The 21639-nt window shown below is 68.1% G+C and carries 20 protein-coding genes; 14 read left to right on the top strand and 6 right to left on the bottom strand.

Annotation, left to right across the window (positions count from 1 at the left end):
* Positions 1 to 8: 8 nt before the first annotated feature.
* From ACR9FL_RS14190 to ACR9FL_RS14200, 3 genes are all read right to left on the bottom strand, one after another.
* A complete protein-coding gene (locus tag ACR9FL_RS14190) occupies positions 9 to 335 on the bottom strand; it encodes a hypothetical protein (RefSeq protein WP_436356040.1) in 327 nt (108 codons plus the stop codon).
* Positions 336 to 451: 116 nt separating this feature from the next.
* On the bottom strand, positions 452 to 1525 hold the full coding sequence (gene rsgA, locus ACR9FL_RS14195) for a ribosome small subunit-dependent GTPase A (protein ID WP_436356041.1): 1074 nt from the start codon (positions 1523 to 1525) through the stop codon (positions 452 to 454).
* Between the two features lie 150 nt (positions 1526 to 1675).
* A complete protein-coding gene (locus tag ACR9FL_RS14200; protein WP_436356042.1) occupies positions 1676 to 4756 on the bottom strand; it encodes a DUF3857 domain-containing protein in 3081 nt (1026 codons plus the stop codon).
* Between the two features lie 251 nt (positions 4757 to 5007).
* Here ACR9FL_RS14200 and ACR9FL_RS14205 point away from each other — a divergent pair, with 251 nt between their 5' ends.
* The 12 genes from ACR9FL_RS14205 to glk all read left to right on the top strand — a co-directional run bounded on the left by ACR9FL_RS14205 (position 5008) and on the right by glk (position 17241).
* Positions 5008 to 5292, top strand: coding sequence for a YerC/YecD family TrpR-related protein (locus ACR9FL_RS14205; protein WP_296172633.1), 285 nt, complete (start codon positions 5008 to 5010; stop codon positions 5290 to 5292).
* 9 nt (positions 5293 to 5301) lie between these two features.
* A complete protein-coding gene (gene hisG / locus ACR9FL_RS14210; RefSeq protein ID WP_436356043.1) occupies positions 5302 to 6183 on the top strand; it encodes an ATP phosphoribosyltransferase in 882 nt (293 codons plus the stop codon).
* A complete protein-coding gene (gene hisD / locus ACR9FL_RS14215; RefSeq protein ID WP_436356044.1) occupies positions 6183 to 7490 on the top strand; it encodes a histidinol dehydrogenase in 1308 nt (435 codons plus the stop codon). Before hisG ends, hisD begins: the two co-directional genes overlap by 1 nt.
* Complete coding sequence (gene hisB / locus ACR9FL_RS14220; protein ID WP_436356045.1) at positions 7487 to 8920, top strand: imidazoleglycerol-phosphate dehydratase HisB; 1434 nt, start codon at positions 7487 to 7489, stop codon at positions 8918 to 8920. The genes hisD and hisB overlap by 4 nt, the downstream gene beginning before the upstream one ends.
* Before the next feature lie 154 nt (positions 8921 to 9074).
* On the top strand, positions 9075 to 9677 hold the full coding sequence (gene hisH, locus ACR9FL_RS14225) for an imidazole glycerol phosphate synthase subunit HisH (protein ID WP_436356046.1): 603 nt from the start codon (positions 9075 to 9077) through the stop codon (positions 9675 to 9677).
* Entirely contained in the window at positions 9674 to 10408 is a 735-nt protein-coding gene (hisA, locus tag ACR9FL_RS14230) for a 1-(5-phosphoribosyl)-5-[(5-phosphoribosylamino)methylideneamino]imidazole-4-carboxamide isomerase (RefSeq protein WP_436356047.1), read from the top strand. The genes hisH and hisA overlap by 4 nt, the downstream gene beginning before the upstream one ends.
* The gene (gene hisF / locus ACR9FL_RS14235; protein WP_436356048.1) at positions 10405 to 11172 is read left to right on the top strand and encodes an imidazole glycerol phosphate synthase subunit HisF; all 768 of its coding nucleotides are present in this window, start codon (positions 10405 to 10407) and stop codon (positions 11170 to 11172) included. Before hisA ends, hisF begins: the two co-directional genes overlap by 4 nt.
* 169 nt (positions 11173 to 11341) lie before the next feature.
* Positions 11342 to 11980, top strand: a complete 639-nt coding sequence (gene hisIE, locus ACR9FL_RS14240; RefSeq protein ID WP_436356049.1) for a bifunctional phosphoribosyl-AMP cyclohydrolase/phosphoribosyl-ATP diphosphatase HisIE — start codon at positions 11342 to 11344, stop codon at positions 11978 to 11980.
* Between the two features lie 49 nt (positions 11981 to 12029).
* Entirely contained in the window at positions 12030 to 13490 is a 1461-nt protein-coding gene (gene zwf / locus ACR9FL_RS14245) for a glucose-6-phosphate dehydrogenase (protein ID WP_436356050.1), read from the top strand.
* Positions 13491 to 13634: 144 nt separating this feature from the next.
* On the top strand, positions 13635 to 14342 hold the full coding sequence (gene pgl / locus ACR9FL_RS14250) for a 6-phosphogluconolactonase (RefSeq protein ID WP_436356051.1): 708 nt from the start codon (positions 13635 to 13637) through the stop codon (positions 14340 to 14342).
* Positions 14342 to 16243 carry a phosphogluconate dehydratase gene (gene edd, locus ACR9FL_RS14255; protein ID WP_436356052.1) on the top strand — a complete coding sequence of 634 codons (1902 nt, stop codon included), beginning with the start codon at positions 14342 to 14344 and terminating at the stop codon, positions 16241 to 16243. Before pgl ends, edd begins: the two co-directional genes overlap by 1 nt.
* Before the next feature lie 29 nt (positions 16244 to 16272).
* Positions 16273 to 17241, top strand: coding sequence for a glucokinase (gene glk / locus ACR9FL_RS14260; RefSeq protein WP_436356053.1), 969 nt, complete (start codon positions 16273 to 16275; stop codon positions 17239 to 17241).
* A gap of 20 nt (positions 17242 to 17261) precedes the next feature.
* On the opposite strand, the gene ACR9FL_RS14265 is transcribed toward glk, so the two are convergent.
* Together ACR9FL_RS14265 and hmgA are read right to left on the bottom strand one after the other, a co-directional pair.
* Positions 17262 to 17642: a hypothetical protein gene (locus ACR9FL_RS14265; protein ID WP_436356054.1), complete on the bottom strand. Its 381-nt coding sequence runs from the start codon at positions 17640 to 17642 to the stop codon at positions 17262 to 17264.
* Positions 17639 to 18934: a homogentisate 1,2-dioxygenase gene (hmgA, locus tag ACR9FL_RS14270; protein ID WP_436356055.1), complete on the bottom strand. Its 1296-nt coding sequence runs from the start codon at positions 18932 to 18934 to the stop codon at positions 17639 to 17641. Before hmgA ends, ACR9FL_RS14265 begins: the two co-directional genes overlap by 4 nt.
* Before the next feature lie 134 nt (positions 18935 to 19068).
* Between hmgA and ACR9FL_RS14275 the strand changes: the two genes are divergently transcribed.
* Positions 19069 to 20418: a Gfo/Idh/MocA family protein gene (locus tag ACR9FL_RS14275; RefSeq protein WP_436356056.1), complete on the top strand. Its 1350-nt coding sequence runs from the start codon at positions 19069 to 19071 to the stop codon at positions 20416 to 20418.
* A 16-nt stretch (positions 20419 to 20434) separates the two neighbouring features.
* Here the strand turns inward: ACR9FL_RS14275 and ACR9FL_RS14280 are convergent, their stop codons facing one another.
* Positions 20435 to 20719 carry a hypothetical protein gene (locus ACR9FL_RS14280; protein ID WP_436356057.1) on the bottom strand — a complete coding sequence of 95 codons (285 nt, stop codon included), beginning with the start codon at positions 20717 to 20719 and terminating at the stop codon, positions 20435 to 20437.
* Positions 20720 to 20842: 123 nt separating this feature from the next.
* Here ACR9FL_RS14280 and ACR9FL_RS14285 point away from each other — a divergent pair, with 123 nt between their 5' ends.
* Positions 20843 to 21604, top strand: a complete 762-nt coding sequence (locus ACR9FL_RS14285; protein WP_436356058.1) for a ribonuclease T2 — start codon at positions 20843 to 20845, stop codon at positions 21602 to 21604.
* The last annotated feature ends 35 nt before the right edge of the window (positions 21605 to 21639 follow it).

Raw genomic sequence — 21639 nt, forward strand, 5'->3', positions numbered from 1 at the left:
ATCGCCGCTCAGGCAGGGTCGGCGTCGGCCTCGCCAGCCAGGAATTCCTCGGCGGAGACGAAGGCCGCGCCCTCGGCGTCCAGCACCCACAGACCCAGGAAGGCCGGGTGTTCGGGGTCCAGATCCTCGTCGATCAGGTCGCCGTCGTAGAGGCCGATATTGCTGTAGTCGAAATCGAGCAGCAGCTGATCGGCCATGCCGACCATTTCCTCGGCCATACGGCGCGAATAGCCCAGGGCTTCGCTGACATCGATGAACTCGTCGGAAATCGTGTTGACCTCGGCCGCCTCGCTGCCTTCGGTCGCGCTGGTGGTGACGATGGTATAGGCGGGCATGGCGTCTCTCTTAGAATAGGGTCCCCCTCACCTAGCCCGTTTGCCGACAAGCGCCGCCTAGATTCTGCACGCCTGACCCGTTCGTGACCGGCAGTGCGAAACGACCCGCCGCCGGATCAGTCCCGAAGACCGCGATCATTGCGCTTGGTGGCGCGGTATCGCTTCTGAAGCGCCGCCAGACGGCGACGCTCGGCGTCCTTGGCGATGCGCTCGGCCTTTTCTTCGGCCGCCGCCAGTTCCAGCTTCAGTTTCTGGAAGTGCGCCCAGCGGTCCGGGTCCAAGGCCCCGCTTTCCAGGGCCGCGCGCACGGCGCAACCGGGCTCGTTGGCATGGCTGCAATCATTGAAGCGACAATCCTGAGGCAGGCGTTCGATGTCGTCGAACACCGCGCTGACGCCCTCATCGGCGTCGATCAGACCGACTTCGCGAATGCCGGGCGTGTCGAGGATCATGCCCCCGCCGGGCAGGAGAATCAGTTCGCGGTGGCTGGTGGTGTGGCGGCCTTGGTCGTCGGTCTCGCGGATGGCCTGAGTGGCCATCCTATCTTCATTCAGGAAGGCGTTGACCAGGCTGGATTTGCCCACCCCGGACGAGCCGATCAGCACGCAGGTCTCGCCGGGTTGGACCTGGTCCAGCAAGGCGTCGAGGCCGAGGTCTTGCCGGGCCGAAACCATCAGAACCGGACAGTCGCTCGCCACGGCGGCTATCTCGGCGGCCTGGGCCTGAGGGTCGTCGCAGAGGTCGGACTTGGTCAGCACCACCACGGGCCGGGCCCCGCTCTGCCAGGCGGCGGCGAGATAGCGCTGTATCCGGCGCGGGTTGAGGTCGGCGTTCATCGAGGTGACGACAAAGGCCACGTCGATATTGGCGGCGATGATCTGCAAGCCGCGCGAACTATGCGCCGCACGGCGGACAAAGGCCGTGCTACGCGGCAGGATGGCATGGATGGTGGCGGCGCGTTCGTGCGGACTGCGCGACAGCGCCACCCAGTCGCCGACCGCTGGGTGGCCGATCTCCTGGGCCTCATGGACCAGGCGGCCCGAGGCCTTGGCCCGCACCTCTCCGTCCGTCGTGGCGACCAGATAGCCGTCTCGCTGTTGAAGAATGACACGTCCGGGGATGTGGCCTGCGCGCGCATGCGGGGCGAAGGCCGCCGCCAGCAGGTCAGTCCATCCATATTGCTCGATCAAGTCAGGGTCACCCTATCGCGGACGACCTTCCGCCGCCGGCTCGCAGTCCCTCTATGAGGCCATCTCCGCGCAACGACCAGCGCCCGACGTGGGTCTTTCCTCGTCAGGACACGCAAACCCATGGGCGTTCAGGCCTCACCCGCCTCTGGCCTAGTCGCTGACGCGAACCTCAAGCAGAGGGGCGTCATAATCTTCGTTGGCCTTCGGATCGGCGCTCAACGCCGCTGCCATGAGGGCGTCGCCCTCTGCGGCTCGCCCGGTGTTCTTGAGCATCTTGCCCAGACCGTATTTGGCCTTTTGGCTGGACGGGTCCAGCTCAGTCGCCGTGCGATAGGCGGCGAGGGCGTCACTTTCACGGTCCAGGACATACAGCAGATATCCACGCCGCATGTGGAGTTCGGCATCGTTCCCTTGTCGCTCAATGGCCTGCTCGCACATGGCCAGTGCGGCGTCTCGACTGTGCCGTAATAGAGCCTGCGAGACACAGGCCTGCGCGGGATCGTCAAGGTCGATGCGGGTCAGATTCTTGAAGCGCGCCCTATCGGCGGCGGCGCCCCGACTGTCGCCCTGCCTTTCGCGGATGCCCGCGCGATCGATCAACAAGGCTGGGAAGTCGCTTTCGACCGACAGAGCATTGGTCAGCACTGCCTCGGCCTTGGCGGGCGCGGAATCCTTCAGGCTGGACGCCAGGGATTGCGCCAAGTTGACGAACATCTGAACCTTGGCGTTGGGGTAGCCGAGGGCCTGAGTGATCAGGCCGACCTGTTCATAGGCCTGTTCGGTACGGCCCATTCTCAGAAACTGGGTCGCCAGCGAGATCTTGGCGCCATTGTCCTGTGGTTGCAGCGTCGCGATCCGTTCCAGGTCGGCGAGGGCTCGGGCCGACTGACCCATCCGCTCATAGGCCGCGGCGCGACGGTAAAGGGCGTGCGTGTTTGCGGGCCACGAGCGAAGAGCGCCGGTGAAGGCCAGAACGGCTTCAAGGTCATCTTCTTCGATCTCAGCCAGACGTCCCTTGGCGTGGAACAAGATCGCATCATCCGGATCGGCGGCATCCCCGGCCGCGATATCGGCACGGGCCTTTTCCAGATCATTCAGCGCCAGATAGGCTAGGGCGCGATTGGCCAAGGCGTTGGCATGGGGCGCAGTAAAACCCGCAATGGCGGCGTCGAACTGGGCGATGGCTCCGGCATAGTCGCCTTCGGTGTGAAGGGCGTAGCCGCGACGCAGGGCCGCCTCCGGATTGCCCTCCGGGGTCGTTGTCAGGGTTTGACGGTCCGCCGCAGTCAGGGTGTAGCCCCGCTTCACCTGCATGGTGGCCTTCAGGTCCTTGAAGCTGTCCATGCCCGCCTGTTCGGTCTGGACTTCCGCCGCAGAGGCATAGGGGCGCAGAGTGATCGAGCCGCGATCCGTCTCCAGCCGATTTCCGTTGCGCTGGACGGTGCGGAAATAGCGGGTCGCGCCAGCCTCCACTTCATAAGGCTGAACCGACAGGTCCATGGCGTCCCCACCTTCGGGCAGGATGACGGTGGTGCGGAATGAGGATGAACTGGGGAATTTCTTGCCGTAGTCGGCGTCCTTGAACCGTTCGTCCTTGTGCGGCTCAAAGCCTTTCCATGTGACATGGGCCAAGGGGATGTCGACCGGTCCGTCACTCCAGTCGAAGGCGATGCGAGCCGTCGCGCCGGCAATGAACTCATGGGTGTCTTCGCGATACTCCCACTGGCTCTTGAGGTCCGAAACCTGCCCATAGTCCTGCAGGAATTTGTTCCAGCGTTCATCATACAAGCGAGTCAGTTCAGCGGCAGGGATATGTGCCACGCTCGCCTGCATTTCGGTGGCGCTGGCGCCCCGGTCAACATCGCTCAACGTCACGCGCGCTGGACTGTAGATGCCGTCAGAGAAGTCAACCTCGACAAGCATCATGCCGGTCGGGCGCGGCGGCAGTCTGAGCGGAATGTGTTCCAGACGGGCACGCGCCACGATGGGCAGAACATATTCGTGCACCAGAGGAACGTCCGGCGTCAGGCCGCGATCACCGATCCGCGCGCCATCCATCAGATAGGTCTCGCCGTTGATGTGCGCCTTCACGATCACATGATCGAACGCGCTGACCATCGGCAGGTATTTGTCGAGCGGCAGGTTCTCCGAGGACACCAGAACGGGAACCGCATCGATGCCCAGCTCTCTCAGGAGGGCGACCAGAAGCACGGTCTTGCCCTTGCAGTCGCCTTGACGCCTTGCCCAGACTTCGCCGGCCGAGGTTGGCGTCCAGCCGTCCTCGCCGAGCGTCAGGGCCATATAGCGCACCTCGTCCTGAACCAGCCGCAGCGCCGCCAGGGCGCGGGCCTCCGGGGTGGCGTGCTCGGACCTTATCCGCGCAACGTGCGCGGCCAGATCGGCGGCGTCGGGCAGGACGCTGGCTCGATCATAAGCGGGGTGGATATGGTCCGCGATCGCGCCCCATTGCGCGATGCTGCTGACCTGCCAAGCATAGTCGGGAAGAGAACGGGGCGCGATGGTGTCGGGATAGGTTTCTCCTTCAGCGTCGGTCATGCGGTTGACCAGAACTTTGAAATCCCCCTGTTGGGTAATTGGGGGAACGACAGCGTGACGCCCCGCGCGGGTTTGCACCCTCATTGATGCGGGCCAGCTGATGGTCGTCACGCCCAGATCCACAGGGAGCGGAGAACTGGAATAGGCCAGGACTTCGAGCGGGTTGTTGAAGAGATCGAACTGCGTACGGAAGGAATAGGCGAAGTCGATGGCGTCCCCAACGCGGATGTCGGGATTCACCAGAACGCCAGTCAGAACACCATTGATCTGCAGCGACTGCTCCAGCGCCGCCTCGCGACGAAGGACGGTGAAGTCGGCCTTGTCCAAAATGTCAGTGGTTTCGCCCTCGCGGATGATACGGGCGTGGTGAACGGTGGGCGTCTGCAAGGCCGGGTTCCATTCCAGCCCCAGTTGCGAAGCCTGTTGCAGCCCCAAGGGAGACAGCACCCGTAGCCGCATGCGGACATAGGTTTCAGTATGGTCGCCGAAGGTGCGCACATGGCTTTCGACCACTTCATAGCGGACGTGTTGAGATGGAGCATCGGGTCGGTTGGACAGATGCGGCGCAACGGTCGGAATCCATTCAGGCGCGGGACCGCGCAAGATCGTCTCCCCCGCAATGGCGGGCGCACTCAACAACCAGGCCAATGCAGCCAGAATAAGTTTGTTTTTCAACGCTATTTCCGCCACCCGAATATCGTCGAAATCTGCGTAGCAGACAGACCATGTGGAGAATAGGGTTTCTCTTTCCTGGCCGAGCGCTCGCAGTTCGGCTCTGCTTTGGCGCTGCTGGCGACCAGCTGACCATCACGGCCGGCGATCCCCACAGGGTGATCATCAATCTTCTTCACGCTCCGACATACCTCGACACCAAAAAGCAAGATGCCGGTTGACCGTTCCATTGTTACAGCATAATGGAACGCGTCATGAGCACCGACCCCGCCAAGATCGCCCTGCTGGACGCCCTGCTTTCGCTGCAGACGCGGGCGGAGGCCGAGGCCTTTCTGTCCGACCTCTGCACGCCTGCCGAGCTGCGCGCCTTTAGCGAGCGGTGGCAGGTGGCGCGGCTGCTGGACGGCGGGGACAAGACCTATCGCGAGATCGCAGTGGAGGCCTCGGCCAGCCCGACCACCGTGGTGCGCGTCGCGCGTTCCCTGAAGGACATGCCGCACCAGGGCTATCGCCTGGTGCTGGACAGACTGAAAGCCTGAGTTGAGATCATGAGCACCGTGCAGGGGCGGCTACGCATCGCCGTCCAGAAATCCGGCCGTCTGGCCGAACGCAGCCTCGACCTGGTCCGCGACGCGGGCCTGCGGGTGGTCAAGGGCAACAACGAGCTGCTGTACCGGATCGAAAACTATCCGATCGACCTGCTGCGGGTGCGCGACGACGACATCCCGACCTTCGTGGCGGACGGGGTCTGCGACCTGGGCATCGTCGGCGAGAACGTGCTGGAGGAGGTCAGGAACGGCGGACCCAACGCCGAGGTGGTCATGCCGCTGGGCTTTGGCCGCTGCACCCTGAAGATCGCCGTGCCGCCGACGCTGGACTATGCCGGGCCGCAATCGCTGGACGGTCTGCGCATCGCCACGTCTTACCCCAAGATCCTGCGTCGCTTCCTCAACGACCGCGACGTGCGCGCCGACATCGTCACCATGCGCGGCGCGGTCGAGGTGGCCCCGCGGCTGAAGCTGGCCTCGGCCATCTGTGATCTGGTCTCGACCGGCGCCACGCTGGAGGCCAACGGCCTGATGGCCAAGGAGACGGTGCTGGACAGCCAGGCGGTCCTCATCAAGTCGCCGACCGCGCCCGAGGCCGGGCTGCAGCACCTGTTGGACAGCATCATCGAGCGCATGGCCGGCGTGGTGTCCTCGCAGGGCGCCAAGTACGTCATGCTGAACGCCCCGCGCTCGGCTCTAGCCGAGATCACCGCCATCCTGCCGGGTGCCGGGTCGCCGACCGTCATGCCCCTGTCGGGCCGCGACGACGCCGTGGCCGTCCACGCCGTCTGTCAGGAAGCCGTCTTCTGGGAGACGCTGGAGAAGCTGAAGGCGGCGGGGGCTTCGGCCATCCTGGTCCTGCCGATCGAGAAGATGATGTGATGAAGCGTATCGACTGGAACAAGCTCAACCCGGTTGAGCGCCAGGCCGCCCTGGCCCGCCCGCAGCAACGTACTGAGGGCTTCGTCACCAGCGTGGTGCGCGAAATCTTCGACGACGTGCAGACGCGCGGCGGGGCCGCCGTGACCGACTGGGCGATCAAGCTGGACGGCGCAGCGCCGCGCCGGGTGACGATCAATGAAGCCGTCGCCGCACAGGCCCGCGCCGACCTGCCCCCCGCCGCCGCCCGCGCCCTGCGGGTCGCCGCCGACAATGTGCGCGTCTTCCACGCCGCGACCCGGCCCGAGGACACCGCCTTCATCGAGACCACGCCGGGCGTGCGTTCCAAGCTGGTCTGGCGGCCCATCGGCTCGGCGGGCCTCTATGTACCGGGCGGCACGGCGCCGCTGTTTTCCTCTCTGCTGATGCTGGCCATTCCGGCGGGCGTGGCCGGGGTTGGGCGACGCGTCGCCGTCACGCCGCCGTCGAAGGACGGCTCGGTCCACCCGGCCATGATCGTCGCCGCCGCCGAGGCGGGCCTCGATGAGTTGTGGCTGCTGGGCGGGGCGCAAGCCATCGCCGCCCTGACCTTCGGCGCGGAACTGGACGACGGCGTCATCGCCCCGGTCGACAAGCTATTCGGTCCCGGCAACGCCTATGTGGCCGAGGCCAAGCGCTATGCCTCGTCCCTGCCGAACGGTCCGGCCCAGGACATGCCGGCGGGGCCGTCGGAACTGCTGGTCATCGCCGACCGCGACGCCGATTTCGAGATCGTCGCCGCCGACCTGCTGAGCCAGGCCGAGCACGACGCCGACGCGCAGGTGATCCTGGTCTCCGACAGCGGCACGGCCCTGACCGAGATCGTCGCCGAGGTCGAGCGTCAGGTGGAGACCCTGCCCCGCGCCGCCGTGGCCCGCGCTTCGCTGGAGCAGGCCCGCGCCATCCGCGTCGCCGACATGGCCGAGGCCTGCGCGGTCGCCAACCTCTATGGCCCCGAACACCTGTCGATCCAGACCGAGGAGGCGGACCGGCTGGTGGATCGGATCACCGCCGCCGGGGCCGTCTTCGTCGGTCAGTGGGCGGCCGAGACCTTGGGCGACTACGCCGCCGGACCCAGCCACGTCCTGCCGACCGACGGCGGCGCGCGGACGCTCGGCGGCATCACCACCGCCAGCTTCATGACCACCATGTCGGTGCAGACGGTGACGCAAGGAGGCGCCGCCGCCCTGGCCCCCGTGGCCGCCCGTCTGGCGCGGATGGAGGGGCTGGAGGCCCACGCCCGCGCCGCCGATCTGAGGACGGAAGCGTGACCCTGCCCGCCCCCTATCCGCCGCTGGTGTCGGGCGGCGAAGGTCTGGATCGCTACCCGGCGGACCCGACCGCCCTCGCCGCGCGGCTGGCCGAGCTTTACGGCGTCGCCGCCGATCAGGTGCTGCCGGTGCGCGGACTGACGCACGGGCTGGAGCTGGTCTGGCGTCTGGCCGCGCGTGACGGCTTGAAGGTGCAGGCGCCGGAGGCTGAGCCCTATCAGGGACTGGCGGCGCTCTACGCCCGCCCGGCCGAAGGGGCCGAGGTCGCCGCCGTCGTCATCCGAGCCCTGGGTTCGCCCGAGGCCGTGGCCGAGATGGCCGAGCGCGTCGCGCCCGCCCTGCTGGTCGTGGACGAAGGCCTGGTCGAGTTCGCCGAGGCGGCGTCCGCCGCCAGCGTGGTCAAGGACCACGCCAACCTGATCGTGCTGCGCAGCCTGTCGCTGGCCTATGGCCTGGCCGGGGCGCGCGTCGGGGCGACGGTGGCGCAGGCGCAGACGCTGGCCCGGCTGGCCAGCGTGCTGGAGCCCTACGCCCTGCCCGAGGTCTCGGTGCGGCTGGCGTCGCAGGCGCTGGACCCGTCGCGGATGATCGAGACCGCCGAGCGCATCGACGGCGTGCGCCGCGAGCGCGCCCGCGTGGCCGAGGCCCTGTCGCGACTGATGCCGCTGGAGGCCGGGGTCGGGCCGGTGATCATCGCCCGGCCGTCCGATCCGGCGGCGCTCATCGCCGACCTGCGCCGCTTCGGGCTGGCCGCCGATGCGGCAGGGGACCGCGTGCGCCTGCCGGTCTCACTGAAGCCCGAGGTCAACGACCGGCTGCTGGTCGCCCTGGGCGCCGCCGCCCCGAAAGTCCGCCGCACCCGCGTCGGTCAGGCCGTGCGCGATACGAAAGAGACCCGCATCGTCTGCGCCGTCGATTTGGACAGCGCCGGGCCGGTGACGATCCACACCGGCGTCGGCTTCTTCGACCACATGATCGAACAGGTGGCGGCGCACGGCGGATTCTCCATCCGCCTGTCGTGCGAAGGCGACCTGCACACCGATCCGCACCACACCATCGAGGACAGCGCGATTGCCTTGGGGCAGGCGCTGAAACAGGCGCTGGGCGAGAGGAAGGGCATCGCCCGTTACGGCTTCGTCCTGCCGATGGACGAGGCCAATGCGGCGGTCTCCATCGACCTGTCGGGACGGCCCTATCCGGTGTTCGAGGGGAGCTTCGCCACCCCCTTCATCGGCGACTACCGCACCGACCTGACGGCCCACGTGATCCGCTCGCTGGCCGAGAACCTGGGCGCCGCCATCCACGTCACGGTCAGCGGCGACGACGACCACCACAAGACCGAGGCCGTATTCAAGGCCCTGGGTCGCGCCCTGCGTCAGGCCATCCGCGTCGAGGGCGATGTGGTGCCGTCGACCAAGGGGGTGCTGTGAACGGCTTTCCTTTTCCGCTCATCCCCGCGGAGGCGGGGACCCAGTCCTTTGGCCGCATTCGCGACAGCGACCGTCTCGACCGCAATGAAGCCAAGGGCAGCGTGCGTGGCTCTCACTGGGTCCCCGCCTCCGCGGGGATGAGCGGTGAATATAGATGAGCAACGTCACCCTGATCGGCTACGGCTCGGGCAATGTCGCTTCGGTGCGGTTCGCGCTGGAGCGGCTGGGCGCGCGGGTGCGGATCAGCGCCGATCCCGCCGATCTGGACGAGGCCGAGCGGGTCATCCTGCCCGGCGTCGGCGCGGCGGGCTATGCCATGCAGCGTCTGAACGCGCTCGGTCTGGTCGAGCCGCTGCGACGGTTCAAGCGTCCGCTTCTGGGCGTCTGTCTGGGCCAGCAGTTGCTGTTCGAGACCAGCGCCGAAGACGGCGGCGCCGACCTGCTGGGCCTGATCCCCGGCCGGGTCGAGGCCATCGCCCCCGCTCCGTCGCGACCCTCGCCGCACATGGGCTGGAGCCGGCTGGCGATCCGCCGTCCCGATCCGCTGCTGGAGGGGATCAAGGACGGCGACTGGGCCTATTTCGTCCACGGCTTCGTCTGCCCCGACGGCCCGGCGACCCTCGCCGCCGCCGACTACGGCATCGCCGTGCCCGCCGTAGTCAACAGCGCCAACCGCTGGGGTTGCCAGTTCCACCCGGAACGGTCCGCCGCGGCGGGCGCGCGTATCCTGAAGAACTTCCTCGAGTTGCCTGCATGATCGTCTATCCCGCCATCGACCTGAAGGACGGCGTCTGCGTGCGGCTGATGCACGGGCGCTTCGATCAGGTGACCCGTTATGACGAGGTTCCGGCCGCGCGTCTGACCGCCTTTGCAGACGAGGGCGCCGCCTGGGTCCACATTGTCGATCTGGACGGGGCCGAGGCCGGGCGCGCCATGCAGCACGGCCTGATCGGCGAACTGGCCGCGTCCGTCGCGGTGAAAATTCAATCGGGCGGCGGGGTGCGGTCCGAGGCTGATGTCGAGCGCTTACTGGAGGCGGGGGTCAGCCGCGTCGTGGTCGGGTCGCTGGCCGTCACGAAATCCGACGAGGTGCTGGCCTGGCTGGACCGCTTCGGGTCCGAGCGCATCACCCTGGCGCTGGATGTGAAATACGAGGACGGGGTTCCGGTGCCGGCGCTGAAGGGCTGGACCCAGTCGGCAGGGGTCGATCTGTGGAGCGTGCTGGAGCGCTATCCCTCCGATCTGCTGACCCATGTGCTGATGACCGATGTGGGCCGCGACGGCGCCCTGACCGGACCGAATCTCGACCTGCTGGGCGAGGCCCTGGCGCGGCGGCCCGAGCTGAAGCTTCAGGCCTCGGGCGGGGTGGCGTCGCTGGACGACCTGATCGCGGCGCGCGACCTGGGTTGCGACGGAGCCGTCGTCGGGCGGGCCATCTATGAGGGTCGGTTCACCGTGGCCGAGGCGCTGAAGGCCGTGGTTCAATGACGGCGAGACGCATCATCCCCTGCCTCGACGTCAAGGACGGGCGGGTGGTCAAGGGCGTGCGCTTCGAGGGCCATGTCGACATGGGCGACGCCGCCGAACTGGCCGCGCGCTATCGCGACGCCGGCGCCGACGAACTGGTCTTCTACGACATCACCGCCAGCCCGCAGGGGCGAACCCTGGACTATGGCTGGGTGCAGGACATCGCCCGGCTGCTGGACATTCCCTTCTGCGTCGCTGGCGGCATCCGCACGGTGGAGCAGGCGGCGCGCTGCCTCGACCACGGGGCCGACAAGGTGTCGATCAACTCGCCCGCCTTGGAACGCCCCGACCTAATCGGCGAGATGGCGCAGCGGCTGGGGCGGCAATGCGTCGTCGTCGGCGTCGACAGCGCCTTTCAGGACGGCGAGTGGCGGGTGCACAAATACACCGGCGATCCCGACGCCCGGCGCGGCGCAGGCCGGCTGACCATGGACTGGATCGTCGAGGCGCAAGGCCTCGGCGCCGGGGAGATCGTGCTGAACTGCATCGATCAGGACGGGGTGCGGCGCGGCTATGACCTGAAGCAACTGACCGAGGCGCGGCGGCGGCTGACCATTCCGCTGGTGGCCTCGGGCGGCGCCGGGGCGGTCGAGCATTTCCGCGATGTCTTTGTCGAAGCCGACGTATCGGGCGCGCTGGCCGCCAGCGTCTTCCACTCGGGCGCGATCGCGATTCCCGATCTCAAACGTTACCTGGACACGCAAGGCGTGGAGGTGAGGATATGACACCACAACCAAGAGCCCTCCCCCTCAAAGGGGGAGGGTTGGGTGGGGGTGAGCACGCCTCGCCAGCCCGTTCATACGCTGGAGGCGCCACCCGCGCCCAGACCAGCCGCCGCCCTGCCTTCACCCCCATCCCCGGCCCTTCCACCCTCGAGGGGGAAGGGAGACTGTCATGACCCTGATCAACACATTCAACATCAGCAAGATCGACTTCGCCAAGGGCGACGGCCTAATCCCCGCCGTGGTGCAGGACGCCGACACCCTGCAGGTGCTGACCCTGGCCTATATGGACGAGGCGGCGTTGCGCGAGACGCTGGACAGCGGTCAGGCCACCTTCTTCTCGCGATCGCGCGGCGGGCGGTGGAGGAAGGGCGAGACCTCGGGCGACTTCCTCAACGTCGTGTCGGTGACGCCCGACTGCGACGGCGACGCCGTGGTGGTGAAGGTGCGCCCGGTCGGCAACGCCTGCCACCTGAACCGCATCAGCTGCTTCGGCGACGAGGACGCGCCGGGCGTGGGCCGCATCGCCCGGCTGGAGCGCACCATCCATGTGCGAGCCCAGGCCGACCCCACCGACAGCTGGACCGCGCGCCTGATGGCCCAGGGCCCCAAACGCGCCGCGCAGAAGGTCGGCGAGGAGGGCGTGGAGACGGCTCTGGCCGGGGCTGCGGGCGACGAGGTGGAACTGGCCAGCGAGGCGGCGGATTTGATCTATCACCTGCTGGTTCTTCTCCATGCCCGTAACATGGTGTTTCAAGACGTGCTGGACGTCTTGGCGCGCCGCGCGGAACCGGCCAAGGACGATGCATAAGCCTTGAGGCGAATATCCCGCATGTCGGGATCAGGGAGGAACGGGACGAATGGCGGCACTGATTCTGTTCGGCGGCGGCGGCGACCTCGCCATGCGGATGCTGTTGCCTTCGCTCTATTTCCTCGACCACGACGGCCTGCTGCCGGACGGGCTGAAGATTATCGGCGCCGCGCGTTCCGAGGAGAGCGCCGAGGAATATGTCGCCAAGGTCCATGAGGCGGTGAAGGCCCGGGCCGAGGCCGACGGCGGCTGGAGCGAGATCAGCTGGGCGCGGATGAAGGCTCGCCTCGACTACCTGGCGGTGGACGCCACCGATCCGGCCAGCCTGGCCCCGCTGAAGGCGAAGTGCGGCGACGGCGAGGTCACGTCGTTTCTAGCGGTCTCGCCCTCCCTCTATGGCCGCATCGTCACGGCGATGAAGGCGGCGGGTCTGGCCGAGAAGAACTGCCGCATCGTGCTGGAGAAGCCGGTCGGGCGCGACCTGGAAAGCTTCCTCGAAATCGACGACGCCGTGGCCCACGCCTTTGACGAGCGTCAGGTCTTCCGCATCGACCACTACCTGGGCAAGGAGACGGTGCAGAACCTGATCGCCCTGCGGTTCGGCAACACCATCTTCGAGCCCTTGTGGAACAATCTGACGGTCGATCACGTCCAGATCACGGTCGGCGAGACGGTCGGGGTCGGCGACCGCTGGCCCTATTACGACGAATACGGCGCCCTGCGTGACATGCTGCAGAACCACATGCTGCAGCTGCTGTGCCTGGTGGCGATGGAGCCGCCCAGCGACCTGGACCCGGACTCGGTGCGCAACGAGAAGGTCAAGGTGCTGCGATCCCTGCGCCCCATCACCCTGGAAGAAGCCGAACGCGTCACCGTGCGCGGCCAGTATGTGGCCGGGACCAGCGAGGGCAAGCCGGCCAAGGGCTATGACGAGGAACGCGGTCAGGCCTCCGACACCGAGACCTTCGTCGCCATCCGCGCCGACATCGACAACTGGCGCTGGGCGGGCGTGCCCTTCTTCATGCGCACGGGCAAGCGACTGCCCGAGAAGCGCACCGAGATCGTCATCCAGTTCAAGCCGGTGCCCCACTCCATCTTCGACCACGGCGACCGGGGCGCCATCGAAGCCAACCGCCTGGTCATCGAGCTGCAGCCCGAGGAAGACATCTCGCTGTCGGTGATGAACAAGAAGCCGGGGCTGGATCAGCGGATGCAACTGCAGCCGATCAAGATGAGCCTGTCGTGGGGGGTTAACGGCAAGGACGCCGCCCCGCCGCGCCGCCGCATCGCCTATGAGCGCCTGCTGCTGGACGCGATGCACGGCGACAGCACCCTGTTCGTGCGTCGCGACGAGGCCGAGCAGGCGTGGAAATGGGTGGACGAGGTGTCCGAGGCCTGGTCCGGCGCGAGCTTCAAGCCGCTGGACTATGTGGCCGGAACCTGGGGGCCGGAAGCGGCGGACCTTCTGCTGTCGCGGACGGGACGCAAGTGGAACACGCGCGATGAGTAGGAATTATCCGCTCATCCCCGCGGAGGCGGGGACCCAGTCCTTTGGCGACAAACGCCGCGTTCTGGGTTTTGCAGACAAGGCCGCCGTCCGTCGGATGGCTCAAACCTGGGTCCCCGCCTCCGCGGGGATGAGCGGGAGAGTTTGATGTCCCCGATTGACGCTTTTGCCTCCTCCGCCGCCTGGGCCGAGGCCGCCGCCACGCGATTGGCCGAGGCGCTGGCGGAAGGCGTCGCCGCCGAGGGCCACGCGATCTTCGCCGGCGCGGGCGGCTCGACTCCCGCGCCCATCTATACACGGTTGGCGCAGACCGATCTGGACTGGTCCAAGGTCGTCGCGACCTTGGTGGACGAGCGCTATGTGCCCGAGACCTCACCGGAGTCGAACGCGGCCCTGATGAAGCGGACCCTGCTGACGGACCGGGCCTCGGCCGCGCGCTTCCTGCCGCTCTACAGCCCCTCGGTCACTGTCGATCGCGCCGCCGCCGAGGCGTCGAAGGCGCTGGCCGCAGAGGGCGGTCGTCTGGACGCCGTCCTGCTGGGCATGGGCGAGGACGGGCATATCTGCTCGATGTTCCCCGAAAGCCCGACGCTGAAGACCCTGCTGACGCCGAACCTGAAGCCCGCCGTCTATGGCGTGCCTGCGGGGCGCGACGGTCTGGCACCCTCGCTGGAACGCCTGTCGATCAACCTGCCCTATCTGATCGGCGCGCGCCGCGTGGTCCTGGCCCTGAGCGGGGCCGCCAAGCGCGCCGTCTTCGAGCGCGAGGCCGAGGGCGATCCGATGACCCATCCCATCGCCGCCCTGATCGCGGCGAAGGTTCCTCTTGAAGTGCTTTGGACGGAGGCCGTCTAATGGCTCTCAACCCTCCCCTGCATCCGGTCGTGGCGGAAGTCACAGCCCGCATCATCGAACGCAGCCGCGCCACCCGCGCCGACTATCTGCGCCGCATGGACGCCGCCCGCGACAGCGGCGCCGGGCGGGCCAAGCTGTCCTGCGCCAACTGGGCCCACGCCTTCGCCGGTCAGACCATCGCCGACAAACTCACTGCGATGGACGGGTCCAAGCCCAACGTGGGCGTGGTCACCGCCTACAACGACATGCTGTCGGCCCATCAGCCGTTCGAGCGCTTCCCCGACGTGATCCGCAAGGCGGTGCGCGAGGTCGGCGCCACGGCCCAGGTAGCGGGCGGAACCCCGGCCATGTGCGACGGCGTCACGCAAGGGCGCCCCGGCATGGAGCTGTCGCTGTTCAGCCGCGACGCCATCGCCATGGCGACGGGCGTGGCCCTGACCCACGATGCGTTCGACGCCGCCATGATGCTGGGGGTCTGCGACAAGATCGTGCCTGGCCTCTTCATGGGGGCCCTGGCCTTCGGCCATCTGCCGGTCGTCTTCGCGCCCGCCGGGCCCATGCCGTCGGGCATTCCCAACGCCGAGAAGGCCCGCGTTCGCGCCGAATACGCGCAAGGCCTGGTGGACCGCACCACCCTGCTGGCCAGCGAGATCGGTTCCTATCACTCGCCCGGCACCTGCACCTTCTACGGCACGGCCAACTCCAACCAGATGATGATGGAGATCGCGGGCCTGCACCTGCCCTCGACCGCCTTCGTCCACCCGGAGACGGGCCTGCGCGACGCCCTGACGGCGGCGGCGGCCAAGCGGGCGGTTGAACTGGCCCGCAGCGGCCAGGGCCGGATGGCCGACGTCATCTCGGAAAAGACCATCGTCAACATGATCGTGGCCCTGCTGGCCACCGGCGGTTCGACCAACCACGCCATCCACCTGGTGGCCATGGCGCGGGCGGCCGGGGTGCTGATCGACTGGACCGACATGGACCAGCTGTCGTCGGCGACGCCGCTGCTGGCGCGGGTCTATCCCAACGGCTCGGCCGACGTGAACGCCTTCCAGGCGGCGGGCGGCACGGCCTTCGTCACGCGCGAACTGGTGCGGGCCGGCATCCTGCACAACGACGTCACGACCATCATGGGCCAGGGCATGGAGGCCTATTTCCAGGAACCCTGCCTGATCGACGGCGAACTGGTCTGGCGCGACACGGTCGAGGACAGCCTGGACCTGGACATCCTGCGTCCGGCGTCGGACCCGTTCCAGAAGGACGGCGGTCTGCGGCTGGTTCAGGGCGACCTGGGCCGGGCGGTGATCAAGGTCTCGGCGGTCAAGCCCGAGAACCGCATCGTCGAGGCTCCCGCCGCCGTGTTCGAGACCCAGGAAGACGCCTTGCAGGCCTTCAAGGACGGCAAGCTGAACCGCGACGTGGTGCTGGTGCTGCGCTTCCAGGGCCCCAAGGCCAACGGCATGCCGGAACTGCATTCCCTGTCGCCGGCCCTCAGCGTGCTTCAGGACAAGGGTTTCAAGGTCGCCTTCGTCACCGACGGCCGCATGTCGGGCGCCAGCGGCAAGACCCCCGCCGCCATCCACGTCTCGCCCGAGGCCCTCGCGGGCGGCCCCCTGGCCCACGTTCGGGACGGCGACATCATCCGCCTGGATGCCGAGACCGGGGTGCTGACCACGGTGGGCGTGGCCGACCTGACCGCGCGCCCCCTGGCCGTCCGCTCGAGCGCCAACGCCGAAGGTTCCTCCTGGGGCTATGGTCGCGAATTGTTCGGCGCCTTCCGCCACGTCGTGACGACCGCCGAACAGGGCGCGACCGTCTGCTTCGCCGTGCCCGCCGGCGTCGGCGGCCACACGGACACCCCGCCCAACCCCAACTTCGTCGACCGGACGGTGGACGCCTGATCCGCCCAACCGAGCGCAGGAAACGACCCATGAATGACAAGATCCTTCTCGTCGGCGACGTCGGCGGCACCAATGCCCGTTTCGCCCTGACCCGCATGGTCGACGGCCGTCCGGTGCTGGAACATCACGAGAGCTTCCCCGCGTCTGAACACCCCACCTTCCTCGGCGGGGTGAAGGCCTTCCTCGACGGCTGTGACGTCAAGCCGACCGGCGGCGTCATCGCCGTGGCCGGACCGGTGACGGACGGGGCCATCGACCTGACCAACTCGCCCTGGCGCGTGTCGGAGGGCGAGCTTCAGACCCTGGGCCTGAACCCGATCAAGCTGATCAACGATTTCGAGGCCCTGGCCTGGGGCGCGCCCATCGTGCCGGAGGCGGAACTCGCCTCGCTCGGCGGGCCGGTGGACGGCGATCCGCATGCGACGGTGGCGGTGCTGGGCCCCGGCACCGGCTTCGGCGTCTCGGCCCTGGTGCGCGACGCTCACGGCAAGGAAATGGCCATGCCGTCAGAAGGCGGTCACGCCTGCTTCCCGCCGGGCGATCCCGTCGAAGACGAAATCCTGCGCATTCTGCGCCGCCGCTATGACCGGGTGTCGATCGAACGCCTGATCTGCGGCCCCGGTCTGCTGAACATGCACCGCGCCCTGGCCGAGATCGACGGACGCGAGACCCATGTCGAAGACCCGGCCGAGATCACCGAGACGGCGATGAAAGACCCCGACAGTCCCTGCGGCGCTACGCTGGCCCGCTTCTGCGCCATCCTGGGCGCCGTGGCCGGGGACATCGCCCTGACCACCGGGGCGCGCGGCGGGGTCTATATCGCCGGCGGCATCGCCCCGCGCATCCTGCCCTTCCTCAAGGCCAGCCCCTTCCGCACCCGCTTCGAGCGCAAGGGCCGGTTCAAGGAATACATGCAAGCCATCCCGACCAAGGTGATTCTGCACAAGCAGGCCGCGCTGCTGGGCGCCGCGCGCGTGGCCTTCAACGAGGCGGGCTGAGCCCGCCTCGCTTCACCGCCTCAGTCGATGCAGAGGGTGGCCTCGGCCTTACCGTCCTTGACCGTGGTGCGGCAGCCGAAGCGGTTGCTGTCGGCCTGACACTGGCCGGCCGCGGCGGCGCCCGGGGCGATGCCGCTGTTGCCGGAAATTTCGCACTGGCCCTGGCATTGCGAGGCGTCGGTGCAGCGCTTGCCCGCGTCGGCGTATTTGACCACGCACTGCCAGGTCCGGGCGCGCCCGACCTGCTGCATCTCGCCGCCGCGCGCGGCGCAGGCCGAAGCCTCGGCGCTCCGCACCGGCGCCTCGGCGCCCGAGCCGCCAGGGGTCTCGGTCGGCGCGCAGGCCCCGGCCAACAGCAGGGCGCCGAGCCCCGCTGCAGCGAAAGCAGCTTTCAGCCTCATCCGACTTTTCCCTTGTTGAACCCGGTCCAGCAGTCGTCGTAGTCGAGCTGCATCAGCGGCGTCTTCTCGGCCCAGGCCGTGGTGCGGATCGGCATTCGCGTCTCGAACATGAAGGCCAGGGTGTTCTCGATCTTAATCGGCTTCAGCTCGGCCTGGGTCGCGCCGTTCCAGCTGGCCTGGTCCGGGCCGTGGCCGCTCATGCGGTTGTGCAAGGACGCGCCGCCGGGGGCGAAGCCGCCAGCCTTGGCGTCGTATTCGCCGAAGATCAGCCCCATGAACTCGCTCATGACGTTGCGGTGGAACCACGGCGGACGGAAGGTGTCCTCGGCCACCATCCAGCGCGGCGGGAAGATGACGAAGTCGCAATTGGCCGTGCCGGGCGTGTCGCTGGGCGAGGTCAGGACGGTGAAGATCGACGGGTCCGGGTGGTCGTAGCTGACCGTGCCGATAGTGTTGAAGCGCGCCGTGTCATAGCGATAGGGGGCGTAGTTGCCGTGCCAGCCGACCACGTCCAGCGGGCTGTGGTCGAAGGTCGTGGCCCACAACAGGCCACCGTATTTCTGCACGCACTGGGTCGGACGATCCACGTCCTCGAAGGCGGCGACCGGGGTCTCGAAGTCGCGCGGATTGGCCAGGCCGTTGGAGCCGATGGGGCCCAGGTCCGGCAGACGGAAGGGGCTGCCGTAGTTCTCGCAGACATAGCCGCGCACCTCGCCCTCGACCTCGACGCGGAAGCGGACGCCGCGCGGGATGACGACGACATGACCGGGCGCGGCCTCGATCACGCCCATCTCGGTGACGAAGCGGTGGCTCCCCTGCTGCGGCACGATCAGCAGCTCGCCGTCGGCCGAATAGAAGACCCGATCGGTCATCGAGCGGTTGGCGACATAGAGGTGGATGCCCACGCCCGCGCCGGAATCGGCGTCGCCATTGCCGCCATAGGTGGCCAGGCCCTCGACCCAGTCGGTCGGCTGATCCGGCATGGTCAGGGGGTCCCAGCGCATCCGGTTGGGGTTAGGCGGGGTCTCGGTGAAGGGGCCGGAGCGGACGCGGCCCTGGGCGAAGGGCTGATACGGCCCATGCTGGGCCGAGGGCCGCAGACGATAGAGCCAACTGCGCAGATTATGGTCGCGCGGCGCGGTGAAGGCCGCCCCCGACAGCTGTTCGGCGTAGAGGCCCAGGGCCGGACGCTGCGGCGAGTTGCGTCCAACCGGCAGGGCGCCCTCGACGGCCTCGGTGGCGAAATGGTTGGCGAAGCCGGTCTGATAGGCGGGCGCGTTGGATCGCGTCATGTGGTTTCTCCCTTGGCCATGGACTTAGCCGGGGAAGCGCGCGCCGTCATCCTTCTCCCGCCCGGCCGGAACAATGATTGGCGCGTCCGATGGCATGACGTATGGCGGAATCTCCCCTGCCCCACGGAGTTGTCATGGATCGTCGCGCCTTCATCGCCGCCTCTTCCGCCACCGCCGCGAGCCTGGCGACACCCGCCCTGGCCCGAACGCAGGGCGCCGACCGACTGCAGATCGGGATCATCGGCGTCGGCCTGCGGGCGCAGAGCCTGATGCCCATCCTGCTGAAGCGCAACGATGTGGACATCGTCGCCGTCTGCGACATCGAGCCCCTGATGATCGCCCGCGCCAAGGGCATGATCGCCGCCGCCGGTCGCCCCGCCCCGCGCGCCTATGAGGGCGCGCCCGACCGGGCCTACCTCGACCTGCTGGCCCACCCCGGCCTCGACGCCGTGGTCATCGCCACGCCCTGGGAATGGCACGCCCCCATGGCCATCGCCGCCATGGAGGCGAAAATCCCCGTCGCCTGCGAGGTCATCGCCGGGGTAACGCTGCAGGACCACTGGGACCTGATCGAGGTCCATGAGCGCACCGGCACCCCCTATATGGTGCTGGAAAACGTCTGCTATCGCCGCGACGTCCTGGCGGCGCTGAACATGGTGCGGGCCGGTTTGTTCGGCGAGCTGGTCCACCTGCAGGGCGGCTATCAGCACGACCTGCGCGCGGTGAAGTTCAACAGCGGCGATCCGCAGAAACCGTACGGCGGCGGAGTCGAGTTCGGGCCCAAGGGCTGGTCCGAGGCTCGCTGGCGCACCTGGCACTCGGTCAACCGCAACGGCGAGCTCTATCCCACCCACGGCATCGGCCCGATCGCCAACTACATCGACCTGAACCGGGGCAACCGGATGGTCAATCTGACCAGCCATTCGTCCAAGGCGCGCGGCCTGCACGACTATGTGGTCAAGACCGGCGGAGCCGATCACCCCAATGCGGCGGTCAAGTTCAAGCTGGGCGACGTGGTCACGACCTCGATCACCTGCGCCAACGGCGAGACCATCCTGCTGCAGCACGACACCAGCCTGCCGCGTCCCTATTCGCTGGGCTTCCGGGTGCAGGGGACGGGCGGCCTCTGGATGGATCTGAACAAGTCGGTCCACATCGAGGGCCGCAGCCCGGCCCACCAGTGGGAGGCGCAAGAGGCCTGGTTCGAGCAGTACGACCACCCCCTGTGGAAGACCCATGAGGCGCTCGCCGCCGGGGCCGGCCACGGCGGCATGGACTTCTTCGTCATCCACGCCTTCATCGAGGCCCTGAAGGCCAAGGCGCCCATGCCGCTCGACATCTATGACGGCGTCAGCTGGAGCGCGATCACGCCCCTGTCGGAGCAGTCGATCGCGGAGGGCAACCGCACCTTGGACTTCCCCGACTTCACGCGCGGCAAGTGGAACGCGCGCAAGCCGAGCTTCGGTTTCGACGGGCGCTACTAGGCGGACTGAAGGCCAGTCAGGCCCCCTTGCGCCCCATCAAGGGGGCCAGGGTCTGGTTGACCTCGTCCATGACCGAGCCCTTGCCGGCGGCCACGCGGGCCTCCAGTTCGTCGGCTCGCTCCTGCAGACGGCGGATATCCTCGACGCGCGGGTCGTCCTCCGGCACGGCGGTCAGGGCCGCGCGACGCGTCTCGATCTCGACCAGCAGGGCGTCGAAGCGCTTGTGATCCAGCCCCTCGCCCTGCTCGAACAGGGCGATCGCCTCTTCCAGGGCGGCTTCGAAGGCGGCTTGATCGGGCATGGGCCTCATCCTCATTATGCTTACGCTTTTCAATGAGCGGACGCGGCGAGGGTTCCGTCTTGGCCGCCGCTCACGAAGGGTTTACGGGCGGACCACCCGTCGCCAGCCAAAAGGAGCGTCCCGATGCGGCCCCTGACCATCCCCGCCGCCCTGCTGGCCCTGTCCGTGACCCTTGCGGCCTGCGACGGACTGCCGCCCGCCGCCTCGGTTCCGGCGGCCGAGGTCGTCGGCGCGACCTGCGACGTGCCCGCCGACCTGACCCCCGCCCGCCCCTATCGCATCCCGGCGGACGAGGCCGCGCCCGACGTGCCGGTCGCCTTCAACATGCTGGCCGTCAGTTGGTCGCCCCAGGCCTGCCGCTCGGGCAAGGACTATCCCGACGAACGCTATCAGTGCGCCGACAACCGCTTCGGCCTGACCCTGCACGGCCTGTGGCCCAATGGCGCGGACAACAAGCACCCGCGCTACTGCGCCGCTCCCGGTCCGGCCATCCCGGTCGAAACCGTGCGCAAGAACTTCTGCATGACGCCGTCGCCGTCCCTGCAACAGCATGAATGGGCCGCCCACGGGACCTGCGGCTGGGACAGCCCCGAAGCCTATTTCGAACAGGCCGCGAAGATGTGGAACGGCCTGAACAAGCCGGACCTGGAGGCCATCCCGGCCCAGCGCCTGACCGCCGGCGCCATCCGCGACGCCTTTGTCGCCGCCAACCCCGGCCTGCCGCGCGAGGGCGTCTTCATCGCCACCACCGATGGCTGGTTCCGCGAGGCCCGGCTTTGCTACTCCAAGGACTATCGCCCCATGCGCTGCCCGCGGGGCCTGGGCGCGCCTGACCGCGAGCGCCTGAAGCTGGCGCCGACCGGCCCCACGCAAACGACCCGTTAACCGAAGCGGCGCAGCCTCGCATTCGCAGCCCCTGT

Origin of the sequence: Brevundimonas sp. CEF1, assembly GCF_051353055.1 — a bacterium.
GTDB lineage: Bacteria > Pseudomonadota > Alphaproteobacteria > Caulobacterales > Caulobacteraceae > Brevundimonas.